Source organism: Providencia vermicola, assembly GCF_020381325.1.
In the GTDB taxonomy this organism is placed as follows: Bacteria; Pseudomonadota; Gammaproteobacteria; order Enterobacterales; family Enterobacteriaceae; genus Providencia; species Providencia vermicola.
Genome location: NZ_JAGSPI010000005.1, coordinates 271,537 through 292,719, shown reverse-complemented (window position 1 = coordinate 292,719; position 21,183 = coordinate 271,537). Strand labels below are relative to the sequence as shown.

Here is a 21,183-nt window from a genome sequence, read left to right as displayed (position 1 = left end):
TAGTTACAACATGCTGTGCGTTATCATTAAATAACGCACCTTAGCATTGAAATTAATATGTTAGCAGTTAGTAGCTTGACAGGGATGATTGAAAATAATGTGAGTTTGTCTGGAAGAAAGAACTGAAGGAAAAGGGCATTATTCTATGCCCTCAATAATTCACTGATTAACGGTTGGCCGCTTTTTGGGTTAACGCGACTTTTTCGCTATCGGATAAAAATGCCATTGTTAAGCCGTTACGCTGTGCTTGTTCTATCTCTGTAACGCTCAAACCTGCTTGTGGTGCGGCGACTTCATATTCATGGCGTAATTCAATGCCTTGAACAGCAGGATCGTCAGTATTAATTGATGCTAACACACCTTGTTGCAAAAAGGTTTTGAGTGGGTGCTCAGCCAGTGAAGGCACTGTGCTAGTTTGGATATTCGATGTTAAACAACTTTCCATGCCAATTTGATGTTGAACTAAATATTCAATCAAAGCAGGGTCTTCAATAGCTTTTACACCATGACCAATACGTTGCGCGCCTAATACTTTAATTGCATGCCAGATACTGGCAGCACCAGCGGCTTCTCCTGCATGTACGGTAATGTTTAAACCTGTATCACGAGCTTTAATAAAATGCTCTTCAAATAGCTCACCAGGGAAACCTAACTCATCACCTGCAAGGTCTAAAGCACACAATTGGTTGCGATGTGCAAGCAAGCCTTGTAATTCAGTGGTACACGCTTTTTGTCCAAACGTACGGCTCAAGATACCAATCAGATTGATTCTAATATCATATTGGCGACAACCTGCTTGTACACCATCAATTATTGCTTCCACGACACCTTCAACGGGTAATTGGTGCTTCATTGCCATGTAATAAGGTGAAAAGCGCAATTCTGCATAATCGATACCTGCATTGAAGGCATCTTCAACGTTTTCAAACGCAACACGACGACATGCATCTAAATCAGCAAGAACCGCCACACCCCAATCTAATTTTGTTAAGAAACCCACTAAGTCGGCTTCTTGGCCTATAATTTGCACATGAGGGCGAAGAGCTTCAAGTTCCGTGGCGGGTAGCTGAATATTGTGTTCTTTAGCTAAAGAAAGAATGGTTTCTGGACGGATATTACCATCAAGGTGGCGATGTAAATCGGTTAAAGGGAGATTTGTTTTTATCACGGAATGTTCCTTTATCTATTTTCTTCCCTTATTTTGGCGGTTATAACGCCAAAAGCAAATTCAAATCACGAAAAATGTGAAACGTATTTGATTATTACATTTATAGTGTGATCTAAATCACATTTAATGTGCAGAAATAAAAAAAACGCCAATCAAATTGACTGGCGCTTTTAATTTTTAGGTAACAGAAATTAGTTAGCTGGTGCTTCTTGCGGAGCAGGGGCTAATTCTGGCGCTTCCATTTCTGGAGCAGGCTCTGCATCCGGCGCTGGAATAGCTTCGTACTCTAAAGCATCATCTGGATTCGACATAATTTTCATCTTAGTCAGGAATTCAGCTAATGTGTATTTATCATTGTTGAATGTGAGGTCATTACCTGCAAACTTGATAGTCATTGTTAAATCATTTTCACTATCAATCATCCACGGTGATTTTTTCTGTTTTGCTTTTTCAGTACGTTCTTCATCTGTCATGAACATTTCTTCGAATGGGGAAGAGAACATGTCAGATGTTAACATTTGCTGCACGCCTTCGAACTCAGACGTTACCATGCCTTTCATTTCTTTCTTTGTATCAGCATCAACTGGCGTACCTTGGTCAATGATCATGGCTTGCGTCATAGATTCGATTAACATTGGTTTGTTCAGTTTCAGGTTGAAGTCGAAAGATGAAATCAATTGCTTAACAGCTTCATCAACTTTGTTAGACATTGCTAAGGCTGTGATTTCGTCTTGGTTCCATTTGTTAAACGTAATGTTCAAGTCAACAGAGCTTTGACCCGCTTCGTTTTTCCAGTAGAACGGGCTAACAGTGAAAACAGGTTTGCTTTTCATCAGCTCAGGTAATGTAGTAGACATCATTTCCATCGCTAAACGTTCTGTTGCTTCAGTTGGATCGCCATTTGCTAAGCCTTGTGCCAATGCTTCGTTGTACTGCTCAACAAATTTGCCCAATGCTTTTGCATCTAACTTTTCAATTGCAACAGTTAATTCGCCCGAACCTAAGTTTTGCTCTAATGCTTTTAAGTCAGCGATACTGTAAGAGATATTCCCTTTAACATCTTCACCTGTGATAGCGGTATCACTTGAGATTTTGAAATCCTTAAATGAGAATTTGGTATCAGGGATGTTAAAGTCAGTGTCTGCGATAACAAACGATTGTTTACCTGTATAGAAACCGTACTGAGATTTTGTCACATTAGAGACTAATTTTAAGCCTTTTAATGTCATGGATTCAGTTTTATCTTTCTTACCGATAATTAAACTGTCAGTAATTAAAGACGCATCAACCGCAGCAAGGTCAGCCGTTGTTGAAATATCAAACTTAGAGCCACTGAAAGAAACGGTAGCATCATCCTTAGAGTATTCAACAGGGATTAACTCTAAATTAGTATCAATGCTTTTGCTGTAGCCGATAACAGCATTACCATGAATGAATGGCTTCCCTTTGGTTGCTTCAAATAATTCTTTAGTTGTAGCATTATTGGCTAATTCAACTTGGGTCGCTGCTAATTTAGGCATTAAATTAAATTTAGCAACCTGTGAAATAGGGAATGGGCCATGGTCGATATTTGCTTTAAATACGATTGATTCATCAGGTGTAGTCGAATCTGCTGACGTAATTACGATATCAGCTTGTGAAGAGAAAACGCCTTTTTTGTAGTTTTCTAATTTAAAGTTCACACCTGACTCAGGTACATTTACAGCAAAAAAATCGTTGGTTTTCAGGATGACTCTATCAAGTTCATCTTTAACTTTAGAACCTGTGTACCATGATGCACCGGTCCACACTGCGCCCAGAGCAACGATAACACCAACCGCGACTAATGACTTTTTCATTATAAACATCCATCCTTTCAGTACGTTTCTAACGCACTTATAAATTTGTATAAGTTTTATATAACCGTCTTAATGCTGCGTAAGAAAGACGGTTAATACAGAATATGACACTAAAGATTAAACACTCGAGCAAGTTTACCATTACCTTTAATGGAAACATGTTTCTCATACGCAGGCAGAAAAATAGACTCACCAGAATCAATGCTAATTTCTTTATCGCCTGAGTTTAAAACTAACTCGCCTTCAATACAGAATAAAATTGAGGCTGTATCGTTAGTTAGGGTAACCCCCGAGTGATTAATAGAATATATATTAAATGAAAAATCTTCTACTGGAATATGATATTTCCAGATATTTCCAGATTTTTCGGGAATATTTAACAAATCATGCGCGGGCGTGGGGTTGAAATCAATATTCGCAATTAACTCAGGTATATCGATATGCTTATTTGTCAGGCCTGCGCGTAGCACATTATCGGAGTTGGCCATCACTTCTAAACCGACACCCTCTAAATAAGCATGTGGTGTTCTCGCATATAAAAACATTGCTTCGCCAGGTTGCAATTCAATGATATTTAAAAGAAGAGGGGTAAATAAGCCATTATCTTCAGGATATAAGCTAACCATTTGTTTTATTGAGTCCCAAGGTTCTCCCTGACGGCTATTTAAGGCCGCCTTTAATACCCCTAGAGCCAATTCTTTTTGTGCGCCAGTTAGATTCAGAAGTTGTGCAAACAATCGAGAAAGCTTCTCTTCAGAAGGAGATTGAACAAATAACTGAATATCGGGATGAGCTGCGGAAACAAAATCAAGTAAAGCCGCAATTTCATTCAGGGGACGAAACGCATTCATCGCCTTGAAAGGCGTTAATGCATAGATTAATTCGGGTTTATGATTATCGTCTTTGTAATTACGCAAAGGGGAATCGAGTGGTATACCTGCCGCATTTTCTTTGGCAAAGCCAACTTCAGCATATTTCTTATTGGGATGAACTTGAACCGACAGAGGCTGAGCTGCACAAAGCACTTTGAAAAGATAAGGCAATCGGTGGTAAGTTTGCGCAACCTTTTTTCCTAAATACAATTCAGGATGGCTATCAATCAATGTATTTAACGGAGTAATTTGATTATTTTGGCTATCGATAACGTCGGAGCTAGCTTTAGGATGCGCTCCCATCCAAAGTTCAGCCATTGGCAAATTCTCTGGATTTGCGATTCCATACAGCTGTGTTAGGGCATTTTTACTTCCCCAATCATAATTTTGGACTTTGTTTATCATTTTAAGCATAGCAAAATTCTCTTTTTTGTAAAAATCAACTCATTTCCTTAACATCAGGGTACAATAAGCTCGACCAAGTCTCATAAATTAAATTCAATTTGTGGCATTATACTGCTCGGTTATTTGCTTACCTGCAAGCAGATGATTCTAAAATTAATTATTCTGTGTATGTACCTAAGGAGATAGTAATGGCAGCCACTCGCATTGAAAAAGACTCAATGGGGCCTATCGAAGTACCTGCTGACCAGTTGTGGGGCGCGCAAACGCAGCGTTCTTTAGAACATTTCCGTATATCTGTAGAAAAAATGCCAGTCGCGCTTATCCACGCACTTGCGATTACTAAAAAAGCGGCAGCAAGTGTGAATATGGATTTGGGACTACTCGTTAAAGAACGTGGCGATGCAATTATTGCCGCTGCTGACGAAGTTTTAGCGGGTAAACACCCAACAGAATTCCCTTTAGCTATTTGGCAAACGGGTTCTGGTACACAAAGTAACATGAACATGAATGAAGTGTTAGCAAATCGTGGTAGTGAAATTTTAGGTGGTCAAAGAGGTAATGACCGTCTGATCCACCCAAACGATGACGTTAACAAAAGCCAAAGTTCGAATGATGTCTTCCCAACTGCGATGCACGTAGCTGCTGTTGTAGCAATTCGTGAACATCTGCTCCCAGAACTGAAAATTTTGCATAAAACTCTAGATGCAAAAGCAAAAGAATTTAAAGACATTGTTAAAATTGGCCGCACTCACTTACAAGATGCAACACCGCTGACTTTAGGCCAAGAAATTTCGGGTTGGGCTGCGATGTTAGCTCACAGCGAAAAACACATTGAGAACGCAGTTCCTCATGTTTGTGAATTAGCATTAGGCGGTACTGCAGTCGGTACAGGTCTGAATACTCATCCTGAGTATGCAGTTCGTGTTGCGAAAAAAATTGCAGAATTAACAGGGCAACCATTCATCACTGCACCGAATAAATTCGAAGCATTAGCAACATGCGATAGCTTAGTCCATGCTCACGGTGCGTTAAAAGGCTTAGCGGCATCATTAATGAAAATCGCTAATGATGTGAGATGGTTAGCGTCTGGTCCTCGTTGTGGTATTGGTGAAATTTCAATTCCAGAAAACGAACCAGGCAGTTCAATCATGCCAGGTAAAGTTAACCCAACACAATGTGAAGCATTAACCATGCTGTGTGCACAAGTCATGGGTAATGATGTTGCTGTGAATATCGGTGGTGCTTCGGGGAACTTTGAATTAAACGTTTTCCGTCCAATGTTAATCGATAACTTCCTGCAATCAGTACGTTTATTAGCTGATGGTATGCGTAGCTTTAACGAACACTGCGCTGTGGGTATCGAGCCAAACCGTGAGCGTATTGAGAAATTACTACATGAATCATTAATGTTAGTCACCGCATTAAATACGCACATTGGTTATGATAAAGCAGCTGAAATTGCGAAAAAAGCGCATAAAGAAGGCCTAACACTGAAAGAATCTGCATTAAAGCTGAACTATTTAACAGAAGAGCAGTTTAATGATTGGGTTCGTCCAGAGGACATGGTTGGCAGTATGAAGTCTTAATCTAAACGCTAAGATCTAAGATTAAATTTTAAAGCACCCGCTTGGTTAAACTAGCGGGTGTTTTTTATCGCTCAATGTAAAGATTTAATCGAGGGATCAATAACTCAACAGGTTTTGCGCGAGGGCGATTACGTAATGCAATATTATCTGCATGGTAGTCAGGCAACTCCCCAATTTTGATTTCAGCCAATGTTTTCTCTATAGCAAAAACAAATAATGGTGTTGCACAGGCAAATTGGGTCTGTTTTTGCTGTGCCTTATCCCAAACGCGTGCAATTGGCTGCACTTTTACAGGGCGCTGGGTTTTTAAAATGGCATCATGGGGAAGGGACTCAACCAATTGTATTTCTGTTTTTAATTGCAATTGCCAATGTTCTCGCGGTAAATGAGCAGGGCAACGGCCATTTTCTAAACTATATTGTAATTTATCGAGCAATGTTTCTTTAGTGATTTTATTGATCACTTTTTTATTTGCCCAACCAAAGCCTAATGTATCGACATCCACTAAGCTTGTGATTGTACGGTAAGTATTTAACGTGAGTAGGCCATGTAAACTTTCTCTAATAAACTCAAAACGTTGAGTCTCATCTATCTGCGTAACAAGGGTTTTAATAGATATCTTCAGCTGATTGATTTCATCTATTAATTGGTTAAATTGCTGATACCCTTGGTTGTCTATTTGAATACAAATGACACCAGGTAGCCTAATAGCAGCTTTGTTACTGATTTCAGTAGATTTATTATGTATAAACAATAGGTTAAGTAGGGTAATGACTTCTTTTATTGCATCATCGCCAGTAATCTCATCAACAATAATTTCGCTGACCTCATTGTTTTCATCACCTTTAATGACATCGGGTAATGTATAAACTTTAGCTATATATTGTTTCTGCTCAGACAATAAGCCAGATAATTGCTTTATTCGTGATTCTAATACATTAAATGATTCTATTAATATCTGTTTTTTGTTCATTTTAGTTACAACATACTATGGGTTTAATAAAGAATAACATTAACATCGAGTACAAGAAACAATAATAGCTCAACAAGATAAGGGGAGCGAGTATTCCCCTTATTCTAGCATTATTTTATTTCAAGCCAACTGGCGTTAAATGTATATCTAAATCAATCACTTGATAGAATGCATTTGGAGTGTCTGCAATTGTCCAAACCGCTAACACAATTTGTTGTCCATAGTTAAGAACGGGCAAATGACAACTGTGACTTTCCTGCTCACTAATTGGGCCTATTTGGTCTACTTTACAAAAAGGTTTTGATTCAAATTGGCTACGTGTTAATGGTGCATTTGGGTTCCAACCTTTCTTTGTAATAAAGTATTCCCATTTTGTAGTTTTATGTTTGGCTGTTATTTTCCATCTAAAGTCAATTTGAATATATTCTAATTTAGAGCGTTTCCAGCGGTTTGCTGATTGTTCATCTAACTGACTAAAACGGGCAATTCCAGCACTTGCTATTTTACCATCAACTGGGCCTACCTGTGGAAAACCTTTAGGTCCTTCCACAGATTGAGGTTCGTATTGCACAGGGCCACAATTAATATTTAGGCCTTTTTGGCAATAGTATGCTCGGCTTTCGGGGAATTCAACATATCCATGGGACCAAACTAAAAAACTACAGCAGAAAAGAACTGGGGCAAGCAACAACTGTTTCATCTCATTTCCTCGTTATTAAAAGAGCGTGTATCATCCAGTAATAACGAGGGAGAGAAAATTTTAACCTTTATCAGTGTCTAAGCTAATGGTCATAACAGCCTGATTTCAATCGGTATGCAATCATAACACCAACCAATAATATCCCTGCGATAAATAAAGCAACACCGTTCCAACCATAATTAGCCCAGAATAGCCCACCAACCGTACCTGCAATACTTGAGCCTGCATAATAGCTGAATAAGTATAGTGAAGATGCTTGCCCTCGAGCCCGTTTAGCTCGACGCCCAACCCAGCTGCTAGCAACAGAGTGTGCCGCGAAAAAACCAGTTGTTAATAAGGTCATTCCCAGTAGAACAATCCAGACATTTGAATGTAATGTAACTAAAATACCTAATAGCATCAATGAAATAGCGGCAATCAAGATGTTACCTAATCCATACTTCTGGGTTAGACTGCCTGTTTTTGTTGCGCTGTATGTACCTGTTAAGTAGATGACGGATAAAAAACCAACAGTAGATTGTGATAAATTATAAGGGGCTTCTAATAAGCGGTAACCAATATAATTATACATGGTGACGAACCCGCCCATGAGCACAAAACCCTCAACAAATAGCCAAGGTAAGCCTTTATCCCTAAAATGAAGATGTAAATTGACCCATAAATTTTTCGGTTTTAACGAGCTGGCACGAAAGTGTTGGGAAGGGGGTAATAAACGCCAGAAACTTATTGCAGCAATCAAAGCCAATGTCCCTAAAATCACGACAGCGACACGCCATGAAAAATAATCGGCAACAACCCCCGTCATTAATCGTCCGCTCATTCCACCAATGGAATTCCCGCTGATATAAAGTCCCATAGAAAGAGCAACATAGCTTGGGTGTATCTCTTCACTTAAATAAGTCATGGCTACAGCAGCAACGCCACTAAGGGATAAGCCGACTAAGGCTCTAGCAATCAAGATACCATGCCAGCTTTGCATCACTGAACTTAATAATGTAAATAATGCCGCACATGTCAACGCTATCACCATTACGTTTTTACGGCCAATCGCATCTGATATTGGCCCCGTGATTAACAAACCTAAAGCCATTAAGCCTGTGCTTAATGAAAGAGCTAGGCTGGCTGTTGCAGGAGATACGTTAAAATCTGTGGATAATAAAGGCAGGATAGGCTGCACAAAATACAGCAACGCAAATGTTGCAAAACCAACCGTAAAAAAGGAGAGGGTGACGCGTAGGTATAAAGCGTCATCTCTTTGAATATAATGTTTTTTAGGTGCGATATGTACCGTGGAGTCAGTTTCTTCCCTTTCAGTAGGTTGCTCAGTAGTCAGGCTATTGGATGAGTGTTCCATGTGTATTCCTTGTCATACCAACTCATTTGATTTTGATCAAAGAATAGAAATTCCTAAGTTTTTTGTCTAATATATTAATTATCTAAAATGATACTTTTAAAATATCAATATACTTATGAACATTGAACTGAGACATTTACGCTATTTTATTGCGGTAGCAGAAGAGCTCCATTTTGGGCGAGCCGCTGAGCGCCTACATATATCACAACCTCCACTAAGCCAACAAATACAATCACTTGAAGAACAAATTCATGCCAAATTATTGGAAAGAAATAATCGAAATGTCGCTCTAACACCTGCAGGAACCATGTTTTTAAAAGAGGCTTATCAAATACTTGCTCAAGTTAATGCGGCTGCAACTAAAGCAGCTCGAATGGAAAAAGGTGAGCTCGGTGAATTATCTATTGGTTTTACTTCCACAACACCCTTTATGCATAAAGTCACAATGAGCTTAAGGCAATACCGTGAAACCTACCCTGAAGTCTCTATTCACATGCACCAAATGAATACAAAACAACAAATTGCGCCTTTAGTAACTGGGCGCATTGACATGGGGATTATGCGAAATACTATTTTGCCTGAGCAACTTGACTATCAATTGCTATTTAAAGAATCATTTATGGTGGCCGTTTATGAAGGGCACCCACTGTTAGAATTCGAAGAACAAGGTGTCGATATTCAATTGTTGGCTAATTACCCTCTAATTTTCTTTGAACGTGAAGTAGGAACGGCATTACATGATGAGATCAGCCAGTTATTAACCTCCGCGGGGATCGTCCCTAAAATCTCACAAGAAGCTGGGGAAGCCATGACAATTCTTGGATTAGTTTCCGCAGGAATGGGGATATCTATTATTACTGAATCATTCACACGCATGAAAATTGATGGTGTAAGATATATAAAATTAATTAATATTGAGGCATCATCTGAAGTATGGTTAGTTTACAATACCCGTAGAACCTTACCCGCAGTCGCTAAAAAATTGACTCAAATTTTGATTTCCAATATTGTCGGCAAATAAACGTGACTGAAGTCACATTTGGTATGTATGCAGAATCATTCATATACAGAATAAGGCATAATAACTAATTGCTTTATAAAGGATTTGACAATCGCTATGCTGAACCAAACGGGTCATATTGACCAAATAAAACAATTAAACACAGGTATTGTGTATCGAATAATTGATCAACATGGTCCAATATCGCGTATTGCCTTATCTAAGCAAGCTTCATTAGCCCCTGCAAGTATCACTAAAATTACCCGTGAACTAATGGATGCCCACCTTATTAAAGAGCTAGAATTTCCAGTATTGGGTTTGCGAGGTCGCCCCGCAATTGGTCTGGTCATTGAAAGTGAAGGGTGGCAGTTTCTTTCTATGGTTATTGAGCCACGTAAAATCACGGTTTCTTTGAAGGAAATCAACGGGGTGACGCTAGCGCAAAACACATACCCATTTGATGTGTGTGGTAATGATGCTTTTATTTATGAATTGCTTGAGTTAATCAGCCAGTTTTTTGCTGATCATCAAATGTTAATTGAGCGGCTTACTGCGATAAGCATCCTTGCAGAAGGTATCATAGATCCTTACCAAGGGATTGTTTTCCAACTTACGGGTTTCAATATTAATTCTTTACCAATAGCACAACATCTGACTAAACAAACAGGTTTACCTGTTTATTTACACTCAACCGTTGATGCACTGGCATTAATGGATCATTTTTCGCTTTCAGCAAAACGGCAAGCCACAAATATTATTTACCTTCAAATACAGGATGTGGTGAATGCCACTGTGCTAAACCGTGGCGTGACATTAGATGCTAATACACAAAAACCGCTTCTATTCGGTCATAGTCAGTTAGATGAATCGAACCAAGTTGCCTGTTATTGTGGTGGTGAAGGTTGCTTAGAAACGCATGTTTCCATTCCAGTGGTATTACAAAAAGCCAGTAATTTATCTTGTAATTACCCTGACAGCGTCTTATTCCAAAGTGAAATATCAATCGATAAAATTTGTGCTGGCGCAATATTAGGCGATCCCCTTTGTGTTTATCTAATAGAAATGGTAGCAAAACAATTGGCCAAACCATTAGCGTTAATGGTAAGCCTATTTGGCACTGAACTTATTCTTATTAATTCCCCCTTAAATATAGCATCAGAGAGATTATTTGAGCGGTTGCATCATTATATACATCAATACGCATCTCCTCTGTATAGTTCACATTTGCTAATTGAAAAATCTAATTTTTCAGTAAAAGAAAGTGAATCTACATTAATTCAGCGCGCTTTATATGATGGTTCACTGCTACTACAATTGCTACAAGGCTAAAACAATTCGATAAACTTTTGACTATCGACCACAAAATTGAGCTAACGCAAACTTATCACTTTCCCATTCCCATAAACTGAATCCATATCATTTTTACAGCTTATTGCTGTTAGTCTGTCACTTCAGGATAGAAAAAGACCATGATCAATCTATTTATTACCGGGACAGATACAGATGTCGGGAAGACAGTATCAACACTTGCTATCTTGCAAGCACTCAATGGACAAGGAATTAAAGCCGTAGGATACAAACCTATTGCAGATCAATGCATTGATACCCCTGAAGGAACCAGGAATAAAGATGCATTATTGATTCACAGTGTGTCTAAAGACCTCGTTTCTTATGATGAAGTTAATCCAGTTCGCATCACTGACAACTACAGCCATGAGAACAGCATTGATTTTAGTAAAATCAAACAAGGTTTAGAGCATTTACATGAACAATGCGATATGGTCGTTATTGAAGGAAATGGCGGTTGGCGCTATTTGCTTGATGATAATACTTTTTATGCCGATTGGCTCAAAGGACAATCTGTCGGAGTCATCTTAGTGGTGGGTATTCAGCACGGTTGTGTCAATCATGCCTTGTTAACAGCGGATGCAATTAGGGCCGATGGTTTACCGCTAATTGGCTGGATGGCAAACCGAATTAACCCAGGTCTTGCTCATTACGCACAAATTATTGACCGCCTGCAGCACCACATTAAAGCGCCTCTAATTGGTGAAATTCCGTATTTATTACGGCCAGAAGAGCGGGATTTAGGACACTATTTGCATATCGAAAAATTGCAGGAATTTATTACTGTACCCGCATAATTATTTGAAAAAAAACAAGTAAAAAGGGCGATTAATTCGCCCTTTTTTGTATTATTTATCCATGCCTAATGGCGGGTATAAATAATTTTATATGAATCATTTTGGCAGTGACCGACAACTTGGCCTTTTGATGGGTCAACTTCATCATTAGGAACTGCAACTAAACTAAAACTATCGGCAGGTACGCCATTATTGATAATTTTTTGTTTAATTTCTTCTATTACACTTTCACATGAAGCTTGAGCAAAAGCAGGGGCCAACATCACTAAAAATAATGGAACTAACAATTTTTTTTGCATCGATCCTCCTTGGTAAATGACTCCATAACGAACAAATTAACAACTTACGGGTTAATTGGACGACCAGTACCAACATCTAAACAGCGTTTTGTACTAGGTTCCCAATAGGCATTCAGATTCAAGCTTTTTTCACACTTATCTTTTGCATCAAATGCGGCGTCAATCTTATCGAACTCTTTTTCAGTACGCGTATTCACTTTATTGCGTAACATTCGAGTGTTATCCCATTGTTCTTTTTCTTGGCGAGCTTGTTCTTTATTTAAAGTATCATCACCTTTACCAACAGAAACACAAGTACTGCCTGCAGTGCATGACGTTGTTGTATTTCCCTGAGCAGCAGGTGCAACTGTTGCCCAAAGTAATGGTAAACAAACACACATTGTTGCTACGCTTTTCTTTAAAATATTCTGAGTACTCATGTAAATTCCTTACTAAACAGGGTCAATATCTTGAGTATAGCCAAAGATAAACCATTTCGTCTGTAGAGAATAGTACGAAAATTAAAGTTGTTTATGAACGGTTAAACCAGCGAATGTTTGGCAGACAGGCATTAATTCCAGAGTATTCACGTTCATATGCGCAGGCAGCGTTGCAACCCAAAATACCGTTTCAGCGATATCTTCAGGTGTTAATGCCTCAGCACCTTTATAGGTGTTTGCAGCTTTATCATCATCACCTTTAAAACGCACGTTAGAAAACTCAGTTCCACCGACTAAACCTGGCTCAATATCCGTCACTCGAATTTTTTTACCTTGTAAATCAGCACGTAAACCTAATGAAAATTGTTTAACAAATGCCTTAGTGGCGCCATACACATTCCCCCCCTTGTAAGGCCAACTTGCTGCGGTTGAACCAATATTAATAATATGGCCATGATCTTTTGCCACCATACCTTGTAGGACTTCATAGGTCATATTGACCAAACCTTTGGTATTGGTATCAATCATTACTGCCCAATCATCTGGGTTTGCATTAAACGCAGGTTCCAAACCAAGTGCTAAACCTGCATTATTGACAAGAACATCAATATTTTTCAAGGAGGTAGGTAAATTAGCAACGGCAGTTTGAATCGCTTTTCTATCTTGAACATCTAATGTTAGAGGGTGAAAACTATTGCCTAATTCGCGTTGTAACGCTTCTAAACGTTCGGTTCGACGCCCTGTACCAATAACGGTATGACCTTGCTGAATGAATCTACGCGCGATAGATTCGCCAAATCCAGATGATGCACCAGTCACTAATATAATCATGAAAACCTCTAAGCTATTATTGTTGTCTTGCGTAAATTTATTCTAACGCCTTCGAAAGGGAACTACAAAAGTTACTATTCAAGACCAACGATATGCTTATCTTTTGGGTAGCTCAACGTATAATTAAATGGAATTTCAATCTGTTGGTTAGCTTCTAAAGTCACATCCCAAGTTAATTCTCCTGTTGTTTTATTGACAACAGCCTGTTTATTATCAATTTCAGAAACTTTAATTTCACTATCTTGACTAATCGGTAATTGGTCAATAATTGTTAAATTAATTGGCTTAGTATGCATATTTTTGGCTTTAATTAAATATCCTTCCTTTTGTTCAATAGTTGAACCAATAAAGCTTGGTTTTTTCTTCATTTTTTCGTTATTTTCACGAGAAATCTGAATGTTTTTATCAATGCCAAAAGGAATAAAGAGAGTATCATTCAACTGAGTGGTATCAATTTGGAAATTACCAATATACGTATTGCCATAGTAAATATTGGCGTTACCATTCAGTAAATTCAGAGCCTGCCAATTATCGATATCGGCTTGTAAGAAGACATCTTCCGCCAGTTTCGGTGTCGCCGTGTATTGGTATTTTCCTATAACATCTGTTTGTTTGATGGTCAACGAGTTGGGTTTTGTGCTGCTTTTTAGGCTATAAGGTAATGAAATATCGTAGTTTAAATTGATGCCATTGTTTGATGCAGTGACAAAATCGGCAATACCTGAATTATCACGACTTTTTTTTCCACGCAGATTGGCGTCCATCATTGCGACGGGAGCAGGAGCCTGTCGCATTAAGGCTTGGGATTCGTACTGTATATTGTCATCATAAACTGATAAGCGCCAAGGTTGCAGGTTAAATGGCGTAATATTTTTAGACGGGTTTACAGAAGATAACGTTAGATTGACATCTCGCCAATCAATCCCTGTGTTTTGCACAACATTGGCCTTGTAGGTAAGAACAATAGGGGATTCAACATCTTCACTACGAAAATCATAACTTGGGGACCAAGCGGCATCAGGGGTAAGGTAAGAAAGTTGCATTTGTGCTGTGGTCGCGTTTTTCGCATCAATAACCATCACCACTTGAGTTTGCTGCCCGACAACCGCAGGCAAGTTTTCATCAATTTGAGCTTGTAGCAACATGTTTTTTTCTTCAAGCTCATCCACTGATGCTTGATTTTGCTGCTGTTCTTGCAATATTTGCGTCATCTGTTGACGGATAAAATTCAACTTTTGTGACGATTGTTCAATTGTCTGGCTATTGTTTTCACCAAAAAAGCGTTGATCTTTCAACAACGATAATTGTTCTTCTCCCACTTTAATTGCAATATTTAAGCGTTCAATTTGTTGATTATTTTGTTTTTGTTGTTCTTGAAGCGTAATTATTTCAGGTGAGTAAGTAGGGGGAACAGAGACCTTTTGGACATTAATTGAGCGAATAATAACATCATTATTTTTCAAACTAACGGACAGAGTTCGTGGGTCTATGTTTGTTGCAATATTGGTTAATATAACATCATTTTGGCCTGATTTAAGTGACAGGGTCACATTATTATCCAACTCAGCCCCACGTAAAAATATAGTCGCATGATTTAGCTTAACATTTTGATTTAAAGTACTTTCTGCTTCCGCTAGAGCATGGCCAGCAGCAAGAAGTGATGTTAAAAGTAAGCCACTTGCAATACGAATGGAAACCGTCATAGTGAAACTCCAAGAATATATAATGAGCAAAATTTGATAAATCGGCGATTTACTCATCATATTTTATCCGTTTGTCACTTGATAACAGATAAAGCCTAAAATATTTTATTTGTACTTTTTTATTTGGTAGATAAAGTATCCAGTGGCTAAAGGGATGACAAATGGAATATTAATGGCTCAAAAATTAAAAATGAAAAGGTTTCATTGATGAGCTCGTCAATGTGTGGCGAGTTATGCATTTTCATTTAAATGTACCACGAAGATCTAAGATTGAGCCTAATGATAGCAGGTGATGAAAATAACATCGATTTAAAGCCTAAATGAACCAACACGATTAACCAGCCAGAACGCTGGATTTCTTCATTTCATACTTATGTCAAGGCTCGATAGGAATGTCTAGTCGCTGGCTTATTAGAAATGTCCTACCGAATAACCGACAAGTAAATACCTCAGTGAGTTGATCGTGTATAAGAATGGAGTACTAACCATAACTTTTTTTTACTGAATGATGACATTTACCTTTATACTGTTTTTCAAAGATCTTAGATTATTAAACATATATAAAGGATTGTTGTATGGATGAAAATAGTAAGCATTTAAACAGTGAGTTACTTGAATTTGACCCTTCCATCTTATTTTCGGCAGGGTTTAATCTGGGGAGCATGGACATTATACAAGGTGGTAACTTTAAGGATGTGATTGGTAGAACACCAACCGCTCTTTGGTGTGGATTACCGAAAAAAACCTTTGATGGTATTCTGGTTATTTTACCGCCAAAATCGGCTACTAGCCTAACGCATGTATCAGTAATGAATGCACTATATTACGGAATAGAAACACTTAAAAAAGGTAAACTGACAGAAGAAGAAATTACTTTCCTTGAAAATATAGTCCATATTATTCATGGTACATCTTTGGATGCAATAGATTTGATTGATATGGTCAGAGATAAAGGCAATAAACAACTTATTGCTATCCCTGAAATCAATAAATATCGAGATAATAGGCTTCCACCACAAGCGATAACTGGTCTTTCTGTTGTATTCACCTCCCAAGATATCTGGACTCGACATGTGGAATCTATTTGCAGACAAGTAATGGTTGAGTTAAAAAAACATGATGCTTATGCTGTAGTACATATAGACGACAGTTGTATATTGAGTGATAAAAATAATGAAATATTGACTGGTATTGATGATTGCTACGTTGCATGTTTGTCTTTTAAAAACGATAAAAAAGAATTGGTAGATCAGCATGCTCAACGTTGGGTCACGCAAATTATGGGAGGACTTACTGATCAAGTATTAGCTGAAATTGAAAGTTTAAATTTACCTGAAATAAATAGATTACATTTACTTGCTCAGTTGTATTCTCGGGCAAACAAGTGTGATGAAGTAATTAGAATTCTCACACATTGCCTAGACTACTATAATTTATGGGATATAGAGAGCCTAATTCAATTAGCGTCAATAGCACATAAAATAGAAAATAAACCGTTAGTAAAGAGTTTGTTGCCTAAGGATGCTAATGGACTAGCTTCTCATGATTGGTTGGAGAAGGCATTAGATCTTGCAACTTATCTACATGATGACACTTTAATTGAAATGTATGATCAAGCTATGGAATTGTTATTCCCAAATTCAGAATCTCTCAGGGAAAATCGAGATCGTCGATTGTTAATTAATTGTAGCTTGACTCATAAGGATAAAAAATGGATTTTTACCACTGCTGGTTTTTCTCAGTATCACTTAACCTTACAAAGTGAATTATTTTCTGAAAATCCTATTTACAGCTCTATTGTTGAAGCTGCAAATGATTGGGGAAATGAATGGGCTCAACTTGCTGCAATCAGTTGTTGTACCCATGCTAATTCATTGGGAAATTCAAGAGACGCAGCGGATGTTGCTTCTCTTATCACTACCTCAGCAATATACGGGCGGCAAGCCACACTAATAGTTTTAAGCTCATTACGTAAGATTATGCTTGTAGAGGCTATTAGTTATGAAGAGCATGACCATTATCGTATCCTACTTCAATCGGTAATTCGTTATCTTGCTAATTACCCTAATGATGAACAAGTTCGTCAACAACTTACTGAATTACTTTCAGTTGAGTCTTGTGGAGAAATAGGTGTTCCTGCGATTACACTTACTATGCTGGATATTGCTAGTGAACAAAGTCAAAATATTTCACCATCACAAAATGAAGAGCAAGAAGACGAAGAAAACAATAACTTGAAAGAACCTGATTACAACACATTAATGGAATATCTTGAACGTATCCTAGTATGGGTAAGTGCTCAATGTGTAGTAGAAAATGGTGTAACTGTCCTACCCAGTAATATCGTTGAATCTCCCGATAGTTTGATTCGGCTCATTGCGCGAATAATTAATTATGCTGCTCCAGAAAAAGAAGACATTGACCTTAATTTTATGGAAAAAATGGTCAGCGTAGTTTGCATGTTAACTCCACATGCTAAATATGAAACTAATATGGATTTAAGGGTGCTTAGGTTACTAGGTGGTCAATTTGCGGCAGCATCGCAATTTCAACATGCTAGGAATTATGCAGAACAAGCTTTATTGCTGGGCTCAGAAAATGCTGAGCGCAAGCGTCTGGCTTGGCTGGCTTATTCCGATATTTATCAACGTTGTAATGACCCATTACAAGCCATCTATAGCCTAGCTTGTGCTTTTGCCACCAATGCATCAACTACACCCGCAGATATGTGGCAAGAATTTTTTGCAGCTAGTCGCATTCTCCGTGATCTAGGTTTACTTGATCATGCACGTAGTTTACTTCCGACACTTCGGCTTTTATTACAAAATTGTGGAGCTGACCCTGATACTGATCCTCGGATGTTATCAATAGAAGAGAGTATTAACCTTTGCGCATCTACAAGTGAAAATCCCTCGATAATTGCAAGAATGCTTAGTCGTTTGACTGAAGGATGTTTAAATGCAGCAGGTAATCGAAGCGATTTAATGCCACTAATTATACAATTAAGTCAAGTTATTAGACGTGCTGACTATTTCCATGTTGTGGTCTCTGATGAATCTCGGCGAGTATTATCTGAAGGACTTGAATTTTTAGGCTCACAAGTAACAGAATTTATTTCGACAGTTTCAGATATTGAACCAACTGTAGAATCTGTTGTACAACAGTTTAATCTTATTGAAAAAGCATCTTATTCATCTGATATATCAAAAGATTATGCAATGATAACTGTAGCTGCAAGAAGACTGCTAAATGATCAAGTTGGTGTTTCACGCCCAGTGTCTGAAAATGCTTTAGCTATTGAAATTCTTGCGGATCATTCGGTTTCAAGTATATCGAAACCAGTTCCTCTCCATATAGATTGGCTAGTAAATTATTCTCGTGAATTAAATACATTAGGTGCTGATATTTTATTTCTTGGTTTAGATACTTCTGGTGAATTAGTGGTTATTCATATTTCTCAAGACAAGATAGAGAGAATTGAACAGTCAGTGCATTCTAGAAGCTTTAAAAATCGCATGCTAACATGGTTGGAAGAATACCCATATAAATATGGTGCGATTGATTCTTTCGACGGTAATAATGAGTTTTTTGCTGCTATGGAATCATTAGATATTAAATTACCTATAGCCTCTAAGTTGCTTATAATTGCTGAACCTGAATTACAACAGATTACATTTAATCTTTCTCTAGTAAAGAGTCATGATGAATGCATGGGCGACTTTCTTGGATATAATTCTGCCATTGCGATGGTGCCTTCATTAACATGGTTAGCATCAACAAGACAAAACTATAGTAGTGTTCATAGTACGAGAAAATCTTGGATCTCTCATCAGGATAATCCTGACGGAGGTGGAGCAATGGGGGTTGCTTTACGTAGATTAGAGGGAACTTTTGATGAGTTCAATTTTACTCTAGATACTATGCAACGGATACCAGACTTAAGTAGTGCTGAAATTGCAGTAGTGGTTGCTCACGGTGGATTAACAAGAGTAAAACGTTATATTCATCGTATTAGTGATGAAGAAATGCTAGTTGAAGCACCTACAGCGTTGGCTAATGCACTAGCAGATTCAGATGTAGTTATTCTTTTTGTCTGTAGCGGGGGACGAATTGACAAAAACCCATGGAGTAATACAACTGTAGGATTACCAAAATTACTGCTAAGTAGGGGGGTAAAAGCAGTTATTGCATCACCATGGCCGTTAGATGTTAAGGTAACATATAATTGGTTGGAACCATTTTTAACAGCATGGGATTCTGGTGCATCACTGTTTGATTCAACAAAAGCAGCAAATGAGGCTACTGCCAGAAATTTAGGAAAACACCCGCAATATTCGCTTGCAATGACCATATATGGAGATGGATTTTTAACTAAATCATAGTTAACCAAAGGAATTTGGATAAGTTCAGAGCATAGATTCTAACTTTTACCAAAAATTTCCTTTGAACGCCCTTGAAGTTTAACGAGGGCTTCTAACATGTCATTTTGATCGATAGAGCGCTGGGATTTTTTGCCTGGCGCTTTTTCTTTGCGTCGTGACGGCCCATTTCCAGCAGGTACAGATTGTGAGCGCCGGTTATCTCTCTTATCATCGACAACTGTTTTAATGAGTTCGAGAGTTCGACCAAGCCGTTTGTTGTCCACAATAGCACCTTGGTCAACATCAGACAGTCGGTCATACGTGATAAAGGGAAGGGGGATGCCGTTCAATCGCAGTTCTTTACGTTCGTCAGGATAGTGATACACATCGATATATTTACCAATAGCTCGCCGACTATGTTCAGTATCTTCAATTAGATAAATAATCTTATCATATTGAACAGTAAGGTTTTTAGAGACTTTTCTGTACTCTCTGATTGTAAGAATGGTATCCAAATCCTCATCTTGTTCTAGAGGTCGATGTACATCATATTCATGGCGAGGGAGCTTGCCAAAGCGATGATTATAATCAACCATAAACTCATCAGTGAATGCATTTGCAGACTCGATTGAACTGATTTTCTTAAGGCGAAACTCTTTAACCAAGCGATCTTGAAGTGTGCTATGCGCACGTTCAACTCGGCCTTTTGCTTGACTGGTTTCTGCACAAATAGTTTGAATACTTAACTCATGCATAGCCCGACCAAACTGAGTATGACCATCACCACCTATAGCATTTTTGTTATTAATTCTAAATATGCCAGCCTTATCGCTGTAAAGTGCCAATGGTTTTCCATGTCTCTCAATATAACGCCGAGTGGCATTAAAGTATGTAAATGTGGATTCAGCCTGGACAAAAAGGAGCTCCATGATTTTACTTGTCGCATCATCAACATAGACTAATGCTGTACATTTTGGACCACGTCCTTCAAACCAATCATGGTCACAGCCATCAATTTGGATCAATTCACCGGTACAAGGGCGTCGATACCGGGGTTGGTGAATTTTTGGGGCTCGCATTTTTCTCGGAATCCATAAACCTGCACAGATCATCAGCCGACGAAGTGTTTCTTTACCAATAGTCAGCCCATGTATTTCTTCTAGTTTTTCGCGTGCTAGCGTAGGTCCAAAGTCAGGATAATTTTTCTTAACGATATCTACAATTTGGTCAGTGAATGATTTTGGCAATAAACGGTTACTCGGATTGCCTCGAGAAATGTTATTCATACCTAAGGGGCCATGCTCACGGTAGCGCTTTATCAGTCGGCTACAATGACGTGGTGTAATACCGAGTATCATGGCAGCACGACCTGGTGTCATGTTGCGATCAATGACATCTTGCAGAACTTTAATGCGGTTTAATTCTTTCAACGTGAATCGTCCTGAGCTTTCTGCACTCATGACCATATCTCCAGGAAATATCCTTTTTCTTTCCCCACGTCGAAAAAAGAAAGGTTAACCCCATAGATAA

At 38.3% G+C, this 21,183-nt stretch carries 16 protein-coding genes; 5 read left to right on the top strand and 11 right to left on the bottom strand.

Annotated features, from left to right (window positions below):
- Window positions 1-166: 166 nt before the first annotated feature.
- The 3 genes from add to manA all read right to left on the bottom strand — a co-directional run bounded on the left by add (window position 167) and on the right by manA (window position 4,292).
- On the bottom strand, window positions 167-1,168 hold the full coding sequence (gene add / locus KDJ85_RS09560) for an adenosine deaminase (RefSeq protein WP_225819461.1): 1,002 nt from the start codon (window positions 1,166-1,168) through the stop codon (window positions 167-169).
- Between the two features lie 191 nt (window positions 1,169-1,359).
- A complete protein-coding gene (locus KDJ85_RS09555; protein WP_225819460.1) occupies window positions 1,360-3,006 on the bottom strand; it encodes a YdgA family protein in 1,647 nt (548 codons plus the stop codon).
- A 110-nt stretch (window positions 3,007-3,116) separates the two neighbouring features.
- Window positions 3,117-4,292, bottom strand: a complete 1,176-nt coding sequence (gene manA / locus KDJ85_RS09550; protein ID WP_225819459.1) for a mannose-6-phosphate isomerase — start codon at window positions 4,290-4,292, stop codon at window positions 3,117-3,119.
- A 179-nt stretch (window positions 4,293-4,471) separates the two neighbouring features.
- On the opposite strand from manA, the gene fumC reads away from it, so the two are divergent.
- Window positions 4,472-5,869, top strand: a complete 1,398-nt coding sequence (gene fumC / locus KDJ85_RS09545) for a class II fumarate hydratase (protein WP_206086067.1) — start codon at window positions 4,472-4,474, stop codon at window positions 5,867-5,869.
- Between the two features lie 64 nt (window positions 5,870-5,933).
- On the opposite strand, the gene tus is transcribed toward fumC, so the two are convergent.
- The 3 genes from tus to KDJ85_RS09530 all read right to left on the bottom strand — a co-directional run bounded on the left by tus (window position 5,934) and on the right by KDJ85_RS09530 (window position 8,896).
- Window positions 5,934-6,842: a DNA replication terminus site-binding protein gene (gene tus / locus KDJ85_RS09540; RefSeq protein WP_225819458.1), complete on the bottom strand. Its 909-nt coding sequence runs from the start codon at window positions 6,840-6,842 to the stop codon at window positions 5,934-5,936.
- 115 nt (window positions 6,843-6,957) lie between these two features.
- On the bottom strand, window positions 6,958-7,542 hold the full coding sequence (locus KDJ85_RS09535) for a lytic polysaccharide monooxygenase (protein WP_225819457.1): 585 nt from the start codon (window positions 7,540-7,542) through the stop codon (window positions 6,958-6,960).
- 82 nt (window positions 7,543-7,624) lie between these two features.
- Window positions 7,625-8,896 carry an MFS transporter gene (locus KDJ85_RS09530; protein WP_225819456.1) on the bottom strand — a complete coding sequence of 424 codons (1,272 nt, stop codon included), beginning with the start codon at window positions 8,894-8,896 and terminating at the stop codon, window positions 7,625-7,627.
- Window positions 8,897-9,011: 115 nt separating this feature from the next.
- Between KDJ85_RS09530 and KDJ85_RS09525 the strand changes: the two genes are divergently transcribed.
- The 3 genes from KDJ85_RS09525 (at window position 9,012) to bioD (ending at window position 12,040) form a co-directional block, all read left to right on the top strand.
- Window positions 9,012-9,917, top strand: coding sequence for a LysR family transcriptional regulator (locus KDJ85_RS09525; RefSeq protein ID WP_225819455.1), 906 nt, complete (start codon window positions 9,012-9,014; stop codon window positions 9,915-9,917).
- 96 nt (window positions 9,918-10,013) lie between these two features.
- Window positions 10,014-11,225 carry an ROK family protein gene (locus KDJ85_RS09520; protein WP_225819454.1) on the top strand — a complete coding sequence of 404 codons (1,212 nt, stop codon included), beginning with the start codon at window positions 10,014-10,016 and terminating at the stop codon, window positions 11,223-11,225.
- 140 nt (window positions 11,226-11,365) lie between these two features.
- Window positions 11,366-12,040 carry a dethiobiotin synthase gene (bioD, locus tag KDJ85_RS09515; protein ID WP_225819453.1) on the top strand — a complete coding sequence of 225 codons (675 nt, stop codon included), beginning with the start codon at window positions 11,366-11,368 and terminating at the stop codon, window positions 12,038-12,040.
- A 65-nt stretch (window positions 12,041-12,105) separates the two neighbouring features.
- Here the strand turns inward: bioD and KDJ85_RS09510 are convergent, their stop codons facing one another.
- The 4 genes from KDJ85_RS09510 to KDJ85_RS09495 all read right to left on the bottom strand — a co-directional run bounded on the left by KDJ85_RS09510 (window position 12,106) and on the right by KDJ85_RS09495 (window position 15,292).
- On the bottom strand, window positions 12,106-12,339 hold the full coding sequence (locus KDJ85_RS09510) for a DUF1161 domain-containing protein (protein WP_225819452.1): 234 nt from the start codon (window positions 12,337-12,339) through the stop codon (window positions 12,106-12,108).
- 44 nt (window positions 12,340-12,383) lie between these two features.
- Window positions 12,384-12,758: a DUF1283 family protein gene (locus KDJ85_RS09505; RefSeq protein ID WP_225819451.1), complete on the bottom strand. Its 375-nt coding sequence runs from the start codon at window positions 12,756-12,758 to the stop codon at window positions 12,384-12,386.
- An 81-nt stretch (window positions 12,759-12,839) separates the two neighbouring features.
- Window positions 12,840-13,589 (bottom strand): bifunctional NADP-dependent 3-hydroxy acid dehydrogenase/3-hydroxypropionate dehydrogenase YdfG, encoded by a 750-nt coding sequence (gene ydfG, locus KDJ85_RS09500; protein ID WP_225819450.1) that lies wholly within the window; start codon window positions 13,587-13,589, stop codon window positions 12,840-12,842.
- A 74-nt stretch (window positions 13,590-13,663) separates the two neighbouring features.
- A complete protein-coding gene (locus KDJ85_RS09495) occupies window positions 13,664-15,292 on the bottom strand; it encodes a DUF4139 domain-containing protein (protein WP_225819449.1) in 1,629 nt (542 codons plus the stop codon).
- Window positions 15,293-15,867: 575 nt separating this feature from the next.
- On the opposite strand from KDJ85_RS09495, the gene KDJ85_RS09490 reads away from it, so the two are divergent.
- The gene (locus KDJ85_RS09490) at window positions 15,868-19,674 is read left to right on the top strand and encodes a CHAT domain-containing protein (protein WP_225819448.1); all 3,807 of its coding nucleotides are present in this window, start codon (window positions 15,868-15,870) and stop codon (window positions 19,672-19,674) included.
- Window positions 19,675-19,712: 38 nt separating this feature from the next.
- On the opposite strand, the gene KDJ85_RS09485 is transcribed toward KDJ85_RS09490, so the two are convergent.
- Entirely contained in the window at window positions 19,713-21,113 is a 1,401-nt protein-coding gene (locus KDJ85_RS09485) for an ISNCY family transposase (protein ID WP_225819447.1), read from the bottom strand.
- Window positions 21,114-21,183 lie beyond the last annotated feature (70 nt).

Bases quoted from the DNA above. Each gene is read 5' to 3' on its own strand.
- KDJ85_RS09520 (WP_225819454.1), top strand. From the start codon at position 10,014: ATGCTGAACCAAACGGGTCATATTGACCAAATAAAACAATTAAACACA.
- KDJ85_RS09485 (WP_225819447.1), bottom strand. From the start codon at position 21,113: ATGAGTGCAGAAAGCTCAGGACGATTCACGTTGAAAGAATTAAACCGC.
- KDJ85_RS09490 (WP_225819448.1), top strand. From the start codon at position 15,868: ATGGATGAAAATAGTAAGCATTTAAACAGTGAGTTACTTGAATTTGAC.
- KDJ85_RS09525 (WP_225819455.1), top strand. From the start codon at position 9,012: ATGAACATTGAACTGAGACATTTACGCTATTTTATTGCGGTAGCAGAA.
- ydfG (WP_225819450.1), bottom strand. From the start codon at position 13,589: ATGATTATATTAGTGACTGGTGCATCATCTGGATTTGGCGAATCTATC.
- KDJ85_RS09510 (WP_225819452.1), bottom strand. From the start codon at position 12,339: ATGCAAAAAAAATTGTTAGTTCCATTATTTTTAGTGATGTTGGCCCCT.
- KDJ85_RS09495 (WP_225819449.1), bottom strand. From the start codon at position 15,292: ATGACGGTTTCCATTCGTATTGCAAGTGGCTTACTTTTAACATCACTT.
- bioD (WP_225819453.1), top strand. From the start codon at position 11,366: ATGATCAATCTATTTATTACCGGGACAGATACAGATGTCGGGAAGACA.
- fumC (WP_206086067.1), top strand. From the start codon at position 4,472: ATGGCAGCCACTCGCATTGAAAAAGACTCAATGGGGCCTATCGAAGTA.
- KDJ85_RS09535 (WP_225819457.1), bottom strand. From the start codon at position 7,542: ATGAAACAGTTGTTGCTTGCCCCAGTTCTTTTCTGCTGTAGTTTTTTA.
- KDJ85_RS09530 (WP_225819456.1), bottom strand. From the start codon at position 8,896: ATGGAACACTCATCCAATAGCCTGACTACTGAGCAACCTACTGAAAGG.
- manA (WP_225819459.1), bottom strand. From the start codon at position 4,292: ATGCTTAAAATGATAAACAAAGTCCAAAATTATGATTGGGGAAGTAAA.
- KDJ85_RS09505 (WP_225819451.1), bottom strand. From the start codon at position 12,758: ATGAGTACTCAGAATATTTTAAAGAAAAGCGTAGCAACAATGTGTGTT.
- tus (WP_225819458.1), bottom strand. From the start codon at position 6,842: ATGAACAAAAAACAGATATTAATAGAATCATTTAATGTATTAGAATCA.
- KDJ85_RS09555 (WP_225819460.1), bottom strand. From the start codon at position 3,006: ATGAAAAAGTCATTAGTCGCGGTTGGTGTTATCGTTGCTCTGGGCGCA.